This is a genomic window from Parabacteroides sp. AM58-2XD, assembly GCF_003463685.1.
Classification (GTDB): domain Bacteria; phylum Bacteroidota; class Bacteroidia; order Bacteroidales; family Tannerellaceae; genus Parabacteroides; species Parabacteroides segnis.
This window is the reverse complement of sequence record NZ_QSDP01000066.1, coordinates 21,430-33,078: the sequence shown is the minus strand read 5'-3', so window position 1 is coordinate 33,078 and position 11,649 is coordinate 21,430. Positions and strand designations below refer to the sequence as shown.

General features: G+C 38.9%; 8 protein-coding genes. 5 read left to right on the top strand and 3 right to left on the bottom strand.

Annotated elements, in window-relative coordinates:
- Nucleotides 1-299 precede the first annotated feature (299 nt).
- The 3 genes from DXA15_RS16035 to DXA15_RS16025 form a co-directional block, all read right to left on the bottom strand.
- Nucleotides 300-1,085 (bottom strand): hypothetical protein, encoded by a 786-nt coding sequence (locus tag DXA15_RS16035; RefSeq protein WP_128134674.1) that lies wholly within the window; start codon nt 1,083-1,085, stop codon nt 300-302.
- Between the two features lie 206 nt (nt 1,086-1,291).
- On the bottom strand, nt 1,292-2,296 hold the full coding sequence (locus DXA15_RS16030; protein ID WP_128134673.1) for a hypothetical protein: 1,005 nt from the start codon (nt 2,294-2,296) through the stop codon (nt 1,292-1,294).
- Nucleotides 2,297-2,300: 4 nt separating this feature from the next.
- The gene (locus DXA15_RS16025; RefSeq protein WP_128134672.1) at nt 2,301-2,855 is read right to left on the bottom strand and encodes an RNA polymerase sigma-70 factor; all 555 of its coding nucleotides are present in this window, start codon (nt 2,853-2,855) and stop codon (nt 2,301-2,303) included.
- Nucleotides 2,856-3,177: 322 nt separating this feature from the next.
- Here DXA15_RS16025 and DXA15_RS16020 point away from each other — a divergent pair, with 322 nt between their 5' ends.
- The 5 genes from DXA15_RS16020 (at nt 3,178) to DXA15_RS16000 (ending at nt 11,630) form a co-directional block, all read left to right on the top strand.
- Complete coding sequence (locus DXA15_RS16020; RefSeq protein WP_128134671.1) at nt 3,178-4,065, top strand: FecR family protein; 888 nt, start codon at nt 3,178-3,180, stop codon at nt 4,063-4,065.
- A 262-nt stretch (nt 4,066-4,327) separates the two neighbouring features.
- Nucleotides 4,328-7,639, top strand: a complete 3,312-nt coding sequence (locus DXA15_RS16015) for a TonB-dependent receptor (protein ID WP_233567349.1) — start codon at nt 4,328-4,330, stop codon at nt 7,637-7,639.
- Nucleotides 7,640-7,654: 15 nt separating this feature from the next.
- On the top strand, nt 7,655-9,478 hold the full coding sequence (locus DXA15_RS16010) for a RagB/SusD family nutrient uptake outer membrane protein (RefSeq protein ID WP_233567348.1): 1,824 nt from the start codon (nt 7,655-7,657) through the stop codon (nt 9,476-9,478).
- A gap of 64 nt (nt 9,479-9,542) precedes the next feature.
- Complete coding sequence (locus DXA15_RS16005) at nt 9,543-9,929, top strand: hypothetical protein (protein ID WP_233567347.1); 387 nt, start codon at nt 9,543-9,545, stop codon at nt 9,927-9,929.
- A 324-nt stretch (nt 9,930-10,253) separates the two neighbouring features.
- A complete protein-coding gene (locus DXA15_RS16000; RefSeq protein WP_233567346.1) occupies nt 10,254-11,630 on the top strand; it encodes an endo-alpha-N-acetylgalactosaminidase family protein in 1,377 nt (458 codons plus the stop codon).
- The last annotated feature ends 19 nt before the right edge of the window (nt 11,631-11,649 follow it).

Sequence of the window (11,649 nt, the reverse complement as noted above, 5' to 3'; positions counted from 1 at the left end):
AAGAAATGAAGTTATTATGGTTGGTAGTCCATTACAAAACGCAGATATATATGATATATTTCATCAAATATTGAAAGATGAATTGTCTGATTAATTATGTTTTTATATTTATAGATAAAGCGAATGTATTTTCAGTGAATAATTCTCATTTGCCGTCAAATACAAATGTTGCATTACTTTTTTGTTAAATGAAAGAAATGAAGTTATTATGGTTGGTAGTCCATTACAAAACGCAGATATATATGATATATTTCATCAAATATTGAAAGATGAATTGTCTGATTAATTATGTTTTTATATTACCTCCAGTAAATTAACCCATTTTCCCATGTAAATATTCTTTCGTTTTTACTAGATTCTTCTTTTAACCTATATAAAGTTCCTTGAGGAATATTTTTGAATGTGATATATTGACCGTTACACTTTTGTACTCCTCCAGATTTCCATCTATTATTCCAATAGAATAGTTCGTATTTGGCATCTTTTTTTAGAGTACTTGGAACGTAAGGGTAATATTGGATACTTGAAAGTAGACAGGGTTTTCCTAGATCAAAACATATGGTTTTGTTTTTTGTTAATTTTCCACAGGAGCCTGTTGTTGATAAATTATCAATTAGATAGTTGATAGGATTTGTTGAGTCAATGGGGTGGAAACTGCCTGAAACATGAATATTGTTTATCGGTTGAATAGAATCTTTATTTTTTTCATAGAATATGATTTCGTTTAATGCAAGTGTATCTTGGTTGGATAATAGGTGGATGTAACGATATTTTTGGAGAATATTCAGATGTATATTGTTCTGCCAATTATCTATAGTATCTGAAAAATGGAAAAGTGTATCATATTGATTGGGTCGATTTTCTATTTTCCCTAATAAGTAAGTGCCTGATAAGTAATTTATATTCTTTTTCCTAGTTGCAACGTCAACTATGCTATTCGTAGTTGCTAATGTTAAATTTGTTGTTGTTTTTTCTGTTTTTAGGGTTGTCATTTCTCCTTTTCCGTTAAGATAAAAGGGATTGGATGCAGCAATAATTTTACCGTTAATGAAATAAGCCGGCAGATAAACAATATCTTTTCCCATACTTTTGAAGGAAACCTTTTTATTTTGAATCTTTCCCCATTGTATAGGTTGCCAGTTCCCATTACCATATACACAGAGATAACAGTATCGTATCTTCTCGGAACTTTTGTATGGTAGTTTTATATTAATATCAACTGTTTCAAAGTAAGATGAAGAAACATCTATTATATTGGGATTTTTAAAAATAGAAGGTATGTCGGACGGATTTACTTCGTTATCGAAAGCAGGTCCTCGAGGTGATATGAATAAGTATGTCTGTATATTTTGGGGAGTCGGAATTTACCCCATTTTAAATCGAATGTTTTATTATTATAAAGATTTTTGTATTTCCAAGGATCTTCATCCCAAAAAGGTTCGAAGGGGTATGTTTCTCCGTTTAATACGATTGCGTTCCATGAATGTCCGCTATTTCTGTTTCCCCATGCTGGGACAAAATCGATAACGGTCGGTATACCCATTGTTGTTAGTAGAGTTGCGTTGAACCAGCATTTATGTTCGCAAAGACCTCGTTTTATGAGTTCCAGAGTGGAAATAGAATAGATCGGAGTGTTAATGGCTGCAAAATTGCTATGATTGATTGTTTGATATTTTGACAATAAGGAATCTATTCTTTCTTGGAAGTGAATTGAAGAATCATTAAAAAAGTTACGGTGCCGATAGAAAAACACCTCTCTTGCATTGTCCAATATTAATCCGTCTTGTGTCCTGTATGGTAAAATGTATTCGCAAAATTCCTTGAAAGAAATGTTTTGGGTGTATGAATTTGTTTGCCAAGCATCAAATGCAAGTTCTATTTGTTTTATTAACCAGTTTGCCTTAATGTTCTCTATATCTGCTTGGACCGTATGTTGAGATTCGTGGAAAAAATCAGACGAGTAACTGTCTCGAAGGCTATCAATCGAGTGGATCCATTGGTGATTATATACATCCCAGTGGTACTTTTCGGAAATAGCTCTATGTTTTATATAATAAGGTTTCAGATGATTGATGAGGTTAGAGTCGATAGCATAGTGACCAGGCATATTTTCTAATAGAAATCTGGCAGCTTCTAGTTTGAGTGTACTGTCTTTATAATGTTTTAAAACAGTCAGGATTTCAGGTTTATTGTTTCCGGCATTAGCGATACATTCTTCTAACTTCTTTTCTGAAAGGCTGGAACAAGAAAAGAATAGTAAATGAAAAAAGAAAGGAATGAATATATAGTACTTCATAAAATTAATGTAATTTCAGATAGTCATGTATTTTCTTGTAAGCGGTAGCAATATGGGCTTCCACTGTTTTTGGTGATATGTTTAACAAGAGGGCTATATCTTTTTGCTTGAGTTTGTCGGAAAGGTATAATCTGAATACTTCCCTACATTTTCTTGGCAGGGAGTTGATGGCTTTTTGTATCAATTCCTGTAATTCTTGATCCAGCAGGGTCGATTCCGGGTTGGTATTGTCTGCAATCAACTCTATATTATATAAGTCTAAGGGTGAACAATCAGGAATAGTAGATCTTCTTATATAATGTAAAGCTTGGTTTTTGGTAGAGATGTAGAGATAACTTTCTATATTTTCTATTTTATGGAGTGTCTCTTTTCTATTCCAAATTGTGTAGAAAACGTCAGATACAACTTCTTCTGCTGATTCCTTGGAGGATAGATAGTAGATGGCTATATGGTATAATTGGGGGTAATACATATCAAAAAGCTGGCGAAAGGCCTTTTCGTCTCCTTGCATGATCTTGAAAACCAATTTGTTTTCTTGTTTATTTGATAGGGTATCCATCTTCTTGTTATGACCTCTCTTTGATAAATAGTTAATAGTTCATGTAGAACTATGGCGTTTATAGCCAGTTATTCCCTTAAAATCCTTTTTCCAAAAAGAAAAGTTTTAAATAAGCAGTAATGTTGATACTTCTTATACACTTTAATACGGTTTTATTATCATTTTTATTTAGATATTATGTAAATAAATACTATTTTTACAACGGAAAAGCATTAGTTCTACATGAACTACGGCATATTAAAGTTAATCAATGTTAATATCGTTGGTGCTGCATTAGGGTTTTTCTCTCTCATTGTCATCTATAAAAACAAAATGGATAACAATGAGTTTGAAAGAAGGATATAAAGGAAAGCATAAAGATTGTGTAAATCGTATTCGCTTTAAGCAGTTGGAGGTTGATGTGGATAGGGTTTATGATGAGTTGTGGAACCGTATCGGAATGCCCGGACGGAGAACAGGCGTTTCTCCAATTTGGAAATATATTTCAGCTGTAGCTTGTATAGCCTTATTGTGTGTTTCTTCTTTTTATATTTGGGATAATTTTCGCTCGAAACCTCTTTCTTATTTAGAAATGACTGCATTGGCGGGGTCGAAAGCCCATATATTACTGCCGGATAGTACAGAAGTATGGTTGAATGGAGATTCGTGGATACGTTATCCGGAATCATTTGATGATAAAAACAGGTCTGTAGAGTTGATTGGTGAAGCCTTTTTTAAAGTAACCAAAGATCAACACCGTCCGTTTCATGTAAATATGGATGGAATGTCGGTACAGGTGTTAGGCACTGAATTTAATGTGTTGGCACAAAAACAGTCCGATGTCATTGAAACGACCCTGTTGGAAGGTTCGGTCGCTTTATATAAAAATAGCAATAAAAGTTTAGTCCCCGACCGGGTATTGCTCCCGGGTGAGCAGGCTGTATATAGTAGGCAAAGTGGAGAAATAGAAGTTCAGTCGGTTCAAACATCTTTTTATGCTTCATGGGTTACGGGTGACTATGTATTTGAAAATAGTACATTCGGACAAATAATCCAGGTGCTGGAACACTCTTTCAATGTGAAAGTTCATCTGAAGGATAGGTCGTTGGAAGAAGTTTGTCTGACGGCTCGCTTTACGCATGGCGAGTCGTTGGAGGAGATTTTGTCGGTCCTTCAGATTTCAATGCGATATACATATACCATTAGAGGAAAGGACGTTTTTATTAAATAGATATTGTATAACCTTAAATGTATAAGCCATGAATAGTACTTAAAATTTTAGAAAGAAATTGGGAATGCTACCAACATCCCCAATTTACTGCTTACGCATAGATCATTTAATTAACACGGCAGCTACCAACTGCCTTAGTAAATAATCATTTAGAGTTTGCAAATGTATGAAGAAACATTTAACTAGAGTGTTACAGAGCTATAAAAAGGCTTTGCCGGGGATTAATATTCCTCAAAAAACACAGAATCGAATCTTTGTTATTATGAGATTTTCCATATTGTTCTTTTTCCTGAGTATCTGGGGAGCGACGGCAGCTTCTTCATATTCGCAGGTTACAAAACTGAACCTCGATATGAATGGGACTGTCCTGGAAGTGATCAAGGCTATCGAAAGCCAATCTGAGTTTACTTTTGTTTATAAACAGAATGAAATAAATCTGGACGAAAAAGTTTCAATCGATTTAGAAAATAAAACGATATCAGAAATTCTGGATGTCTTATTACGAAATAAGTCATTGGGTTATAAAATAACGGACAGGCACATTGCCTTGTTTAAAAAAGCCGAAATTCAACAGGAATCGAAAACGGTAGTTACCGGACAGATTCTCGATGAATTCGGGGATCCGGTCATTGGTGCCAATGTCTTGGTTAAAAATGAAGAAGGTGTTGGTACTACGACAGATATGGACGGTAAGTTCACTTTGGACTTGGAAGGATATAAGGATCCTGTATTGGTTATTTCATTTATCGGTTATACTTCACAAGAGGTGGTAGTAGGGAAAAAACGGACTCTTAATATTACCTTGAAGGAAGATTCCAAGGCGCTGGAGGAAGTTGTCGTTATCGGTTATGGTAAAAATTCCAAACGAAACCTTACTTCTGCAGTTTCTACGGTTAATACGGATAAAATAAAGAACATCCCGGTTGCGAATGTGACAGATGCGTTGGCGGGTCGTGCTGCCGGTTTGATCGTTACCTCTGCCGGGGGTGGTCTGAATAAGAAGTCAACAGTCTCTATCCGTGGTGGCGGACAACCCATTGTGGTTATTGACGGGTTTGTTTCAGACTATAACGACTTCGTGAACCTGAATTCTGACGATATTGAGTCGATGTCTGTTTTGAAAGATGCTGCAGCAGCTGCCGTATATGGTGCACGTGCCGGAAATGGTGTATTGGTCGTGAAAACGAAAAACGGGTTGAAAGGGCTTCACGTCGATTATAGTTTCAACCAGAACTGGAGTGAACCTACTTACTTGGAAAAGAAGCTGAACTCTTATGAACGTGCCGTGTTTGATAACACCGTGCGTGATTTGTATGGTTTGGAACCTCGTTGGACAGAAGAGGAAGTAGAGAAATATCGTACAGGCTCTGATCCGTATAATTATCCGAATGTAGACTGGCAAAAGATTATGCTTCGTAATTTTACCCCTGAAACAAAGCATTCTTTGGCTGTACGCGGTGGTTCTGATTTTAATAAGTATTATATCTCTTTCCAGGCATATAACCAGAAATCCATGTATAAGGCCGATACGGAATGGTTTAAAAGATACAATGTCCGTATGAACGATGTGTCTGAGTTTAAAGATTTAGGATTGAAACTGACTTTTGGGTTGGATGGTTATATTTCCACCATGCGTTCACCGCGTTCTCAATATTCTTCGGGATATTGGCAGACTTGGGGGCATATACAGAATCAAGGACCGATGTCATTGGATCGTAATCAAGATGGACAGATTTATGTGGGTTATGACAACCCGTTGGCAGAAGTTTCGCCTGAATCAGGTTATACGAAATTTGATAATAAGATGATTACCGGGCTTTTCAATGCAGAATGGGATGTCTATGGCGTTGAAGGATTGAAATTGAAAGTTGGCGGTAATTACCGTTATGGCATGTATGATGGTAAAACATGGAATAAGACTGCGCCTCAATATGATTTGGAAGGGAATAAGGGACCGGACTTTCCGGTTAGTTTGAATTATTCGACGGATTATTCACGCATGTGGACTACGCAGTATTTCGCTGATTATAACCGTTCTTTTATGGATGAGACACACAATGTTTCTGCTACACTGGGATACGAACAGAGCTATAGTTTTTATAGAGCTTTTGATGCTACACGTAAAAATTATATTTTCATGATCGACCAAATGGGAGCCGGTCCTTCTGATACGATGGAAAATGGAGGTAGGGAGGAAGAAGCCGGACGTGCCGGTTTGGTTGCCAGGGCTTCTTATAATTATAAAAAGAAATATTATATAGAAGGTTCACTGCGCCATGATGGTAGCGACTTATTCCCGAAAGACCGCCGTTGGGGTAATTTCTTTTCAGGTTCAGCTGCATGGGCTGTGTCAGAAGAAAGTTTCTTCCAACCTTTGAAAGAACGTAATATATTGAATTTCTTTAAACTTCGTGCAAGTTATGGCCAGGTCGGTATGGACGATATTAGTCGGTTCAGTTATTTGACTTCTTATGGGTTGAATGAACGAGGATACGTATTGGATGGTAAAATAGTCCCGACATTTAGTGAAGGGGGATTGATTAGTGACGATATAACTTGGTATACATCAAACTCATTGGATTTAGGTTTTGATTTTAATACATTGGGAGAACGTTTGGCTGGTAGTTTCGACTATTTCTACATGAAGACAACCGGTTATTTGACTTCTCCTTCTAATGTGGGATATACCGATCCGTTGGGCTTGTCGCTTCCGAAAGTGAAATCGAATGGCGAACATCGTCGTGCCGGTTATGAGTTCAACCTCTCTTGGAAAGACCATTTCGGAGATTTTAATTATGAAGTAGGTGCTAATTTTACCTATTTCGACCAATTGGTGGCTACCGCATGGGATGAAGATTTGGCTGACCAAAAGAACCCGTACAAAAGAAGAACACAGCAGACGGGATATTGGGGTGTCGGATATACCAATTTAGGGTTCTATCAAAATTCGGATCAGGCGTTGAACTTACCTCGTCGTGATGGTTCCAGTAATTTGGTTGCCGGAGATATTATTTATAAGGATATGAATGGGGATGGATTTATTGATGGTGCCGACCAGTGGCGTATTGGTAAAAACAACTTCCCTCGTGGTAACTATGGTATATATGCCAATCTGTCTTACAAAGGTTTTTCTGCCAATATATTGTTCCAAGGAGCTACATCGCGTGATATGTATATTGAAGATGTAGTGCGTGGACAATCAACCGGTGGTTACACGGTCGTTTATCCTTATCAGTTGGATTACTGGATGCCAGATAATCGAGATGCCAAATATCCAAGAATCGCCATGAATTCGAATGTGAATGGAAATAACAACTATGTGCAGTCTGACTTTTGGTTAGTGAATGGCCGTTATATTCGTTTGAAATCACTTCAAATAGGTTATGATTTTCGTACTGTATTGCTGAAAAACGTGAAGTGGCTTTATAAATGCCAAGTCATGTTAAGCGGACAGAACTTGTTTACTATTTCTCCTGCTACGAAATATGGTTTTGACCCGGAAAATGGTAGTACGAATAATTATGATTATCCGATGCAACGTGTGTATTCTATTAGTTTGAATCTAGGATTTTAATAAAAAATAATACTTATGAAATTAACAAATATAGTATCATTGGCTTTCCTGATATTTTTATTCGGGATGATGTCTTGTAATGTATTAGATACCGAGCCGTTTGAAAGTTATGATGAAGCAACTGTTTGGGGATCTAAATCAACGGCTGATGCTTTTGTTACAGGAACGATGAGTAGTGTGATGTATGGTTATGTGGACGGGAACCAGACTACTTGGGAACAATATACTTCCAATGCAGTCCATTCTAATGGTGGAATAGGATTCGTTCGTGAAACGATGGACCGGTATGATAATTCGGGCGGATTCGGCAATTTCGGCACGATCCGTCGTTGTAACTTGATCATTGAAAAAGCGGCAGAATATACAGGTCAGGGACTTTCGGAGGCTGAATCAAAAGAGTTGGTTGCAAAAGGTAAATTGTTACGTGCTCTGACTTATTATCAACAGGCTCGTACCATAGGACGTTTTGTATGGGTAGACCGTGTGTTGGCTCCGGCCGATACGGCTAGCAACGGCTTGATGATGCCTACCACGAAGACTACGACTGAAAGTTATACTTATATCCTGAACGACCTGGATGCAGCTATCCCGGATCTTCCGACAAGTGTAAAAGCAGGCGAATTGTCTCGCAATATGGCTAATGCATTCAAATCGGAAATCGCTTTGCAGGCAGCTGCTTACGAAACGGATGCCAATAAGAAAAAAGAATGGTTGAAAGCGGCTATCACAGCTGCTGATGCTGTCGAAGGGGCTTCATTGGCTACTAGTTTCGGGAATATATTCAACGAAAATGACCGTTATTCGAATGAGATCATTTTTGCTATTTACCGTGACAAGGCAAATACAAATACCGATTATATTTCCACGTTGCAGAATGTGATGCCGAATACGAATAATGACAATTTGATCAAGAATGGTTGCGGCCCGTTGTTTAAGACAAATGGCGGCCAGCCTTTTATCGGCTGGTTATGGTGGGCTCCGACTCAAAATCTTGTAGATTGTTATGAAGTGATTGACGAGACGACGGGACAAGGTGCTGCCTGGAATGAATCATCTCAATTTAAAAATAATGTTACACTTGTTCAAGGGGCGGCTCCGGACTGGGCGATCGAACAGGAAAAGGCTGAGGTTTTGTTTTATGGTAACGTGAAAGGGGATAAGTTGATGAACGAAATCATGTATAACAACCGTGATGCCCGTTTTTACGATACGTTTGTGTATGATGGATGTACTTGGTGGAATGAAGATATTCAACTTACTGTAAATGGTAATCTGTGGCGTAAGGTGAATGGTGGATTAGGTCCTCACATGGGATTGACTAATTATTACTGGAAGAAGGGGGTTTACAATGTACAACCTCGTGTGTTGGCAGGTACACCGACTGATTATCACTACGTGGTGACTCGTTACGGACGCGTTTTACTGAATAAGGCTGAAGCTATCTTATGGTTGGCTGGCATGGGTGAAGGTAACTATGCGGATGCGGTCGCTATTTGTAATCAGACCCGTACTGTTCATGGTAAACTGCCTGCTAAACAGGTGAACAGTTTGGAAGAGGCTTGGAAGTTCTATAAGCAGGAACGTCGTTGTGAACTGCCGATGGAGAATGATTATTATTGGACATTGCTGCGTTGGGGTAAACACGGTGGTTATGCCAACAATGGGGTAGCTCCGGGTGGTAAGATTGCCGGATTTACGGAAATACCGACTTATATCGAAATCACGAACGACCGCAAGTCTTTCTATGTCGGCAAAGTTACACATGGTGATAACGATATCCGCGAGTTCCGTGAAGACCGTCGCTATCTGCTTCCTATCCCGCAAGCAGATCGACCGTAACCCGAACTTAGGCCCTCAGAATCCAGGTTGGTAATCGATGATTAATCATTAATACAAATGAAGTATGAAAAAGAATATGATAAAATTGATAAAGAGTAGTCTGTTGTTAATGTTTGCGTTAGTTTGTTCTTCTTGCCTGAAAGGCAATTTGGACGACCTGCCGGCATTTGAGGAAGCAAATATCACGGATGTGAAGTTTGACTTTCGTTATAAAGATGTGACTGATGTATGGATTGATGGTGAACCGGTGGTAAAGGTGGTAACCTTGACGGTCGGTGATAAGGTTATCAATCCGGAAACAGGGACGGTTACTTGTACGGTTACGGTACCTGCTGCCAGTGGTTCTTTTACGGAAGAGATCCGAAATATGGTATCATTGACTAACTTGGTCGGCAAGTTCAATCTTTCTACGGCTGCGGTTATAGCTCCGCAGGACGAGCTCCGACATTAGGTACTCCCGGTGATTTTTCTACTACACGCAGATATGTGGTGACAGCTGCTAATGGTACGAAAAAAGATTGGACGATTCAAGTTACAGCTTTAAATAAGTAACTATATTTGCCCTTAGATCTGAAATCCTGAGGCTGTCCGTGTCTCTATATAGATCGGACAGCCTTTTCTATAATGTACTAATGTAAAATGAAGAAGATGATGAAACTCATTTTTGGTTATTGTGTTTTGTATGTTTGTTCGTTAACCATTCATTTTTTTCCCAGGGAATTTCGAACGAACCTGGCGGAATATCACCGGAGAGAAATACGACTGGACGAAAACGATGCGTCCCGAACAACCTTATATGCATCCGTACCATCAGATGCAAGTAATGAAGATCATGTTGTCTTATCCGGATGAAAAAGGCGATCCAGTTATTTGTTATACTTTCGAGCAGGTCTTGTCTTTGGTTAAACAGATGGATGCTGTAACGAGAGGACTTCCGAAGACATTGTATCTGGTCGGATGGCAATATAACGGGCATGACGATAAGTATCCTGCCTGGTTTGAAGTGAATAATCACTTGAAAAGGGAATGCGATGCTACCGGGCGTGAATCATTGTTGTGGCTGGCGAAAGAAGCGAGGAAATACAATACTTATATTAGCGTCCATGTGAATATGACGGATGCATATGAAGACAGTCCCCTTTGGGAAGAATATCTGTCCAAAGGTTTTATTTCCCGGAATACGGATGGAACACCGATGCAGATTGGAGTTTGGAATAACCGTAAAGCCTATCAGGTCTGTTATAAGAACGAGTGGGAGAGCGGCTATGCAGTAAAGAGGATTGATGCTTTGTTGGAACTATTGCCTTTTATTCAGGAAGCCGGATCGATTATGATAGATGCTTTCTTTGTGCGTGACAATCCTTATGAAAAGATCTCGTGGGCGGAAGAAGAAAACTATCAGCGAAGAATATTCCGGTATTTCAGAAGTAGGGGTATTGATGTCACCCACGAAAGTTTTAACCGCTTGCGGGAAGGAAAGGACCTGTTTATCGGCTTGACTCCCTGGTATCTGTGGTTTGAAGCAACAGAGGACGATTATATGAAATATCCGGCTTACCTTACCACAGGAGGGGCTTCGTATCTCTTTGCCAAACAATTTCCCGACCTGACCAAAGAACAGCTCCAACTGGGTTTCCTGTTCGGTATGAGCGGCCGGGGAGAGGACTGTTTCGGAGAGATAGACAATGGCTCTTTGCCTATAGCCAACTGGATCGATAAATACCGTTACCAGTTTTATACCGGAACACTTCCTTATGTTTACCTGAACCGTTATAAACGGGAAAAGCTGACCGGAAAAGGAGAAAACCGCATGGCTTATTATAACGACAACCTGATCGTATCCCTGAAAGATTCGACGATTACTCACCATAAACAGTTGCTGAGAGATAAAGACGATCTTTTTATGCCGGTCCTGTGGCGTGCCGGCCGTGAATATATGGCTTATTCCGTAAAAGGGTACGAAAGTAAGGTCTGGCAATTGCCTACTGACTGGTCGGATGTGCATAGTGTAGATATTTATAAGATTACTTCTTCCGGTATTTTCTATAAAACCAGTATTGCGTGTGAAGACGGATATATTCGTTTTTCTCTTGAGCCGGATGAAGCGGTCTCTATCTTTCCGTCTACCGGACAATACAAATCTGAATTGTAATACACTTAAATTCTAACTT

What these genes read in the sequence shown, in the direction of transcription:
- DXA15_RS16000 (WP_233567346.1), top strand. Translation starts at nt 10,254, where the DNA reads ATGCGTCCCGAACAACCTTATATGCATCCGTACCATCAGATGCAAGTA.
- DXA15_RS16005 (WP_233567347.1), top strand. Translation starts at nt 9,543, where the DNA reads ATGAAAAAGAATATGATAAAATTGATAAAGAGTAGTCTGTTGTTAATG.
- DXA15_RS16035 (WP_128134674.1), bottom strand. Translation starts at nt 1,085, where the DNA reads ATGGGAAAAGATATTGTTTATCTGCCGGCTTATTTCATTAACGGTAAA.
- DXA15_RS16030 (WP_128134673.1), bottom strand. Translation starts at nt 2,296, where the DNA reads ATGAAGTACTATATATTCATTCCTTTCTTTTTTCATTTACTATTCTTT.
- DXA15_RS16025 (WP_128134672.1), bottom strand. Translation starts at nt 2,855, where the DNA reads ATGGATACCCTATCAAATAAACAAGAAAACAAATTGGTTTTCAAGATC.
- DXA15_RS16010 (WP_233567348.1), top strand. Translation starts at nt 7,655, where the DNA reads ATGAAATTAACAAATATAGTATCATTGGCTTTCCTGATATTTTTATTC.
- DXA15_RS16020 (WP_128134671.1), top strand. Translation starts at nt 3,178, where the DNA reads ATGAGTTTGAAAGAAGGATATAAAGGAAAGCATAAAGATTGTGTAAAT.
- DXA15_RS16015 (WP_233567349.1), top strand. Translation starts at nt 4,328, where the DNA reads ATGAGATTTTCCATATTGTTCTTTTTCCTGAGTATCTGGGGAGCGACG.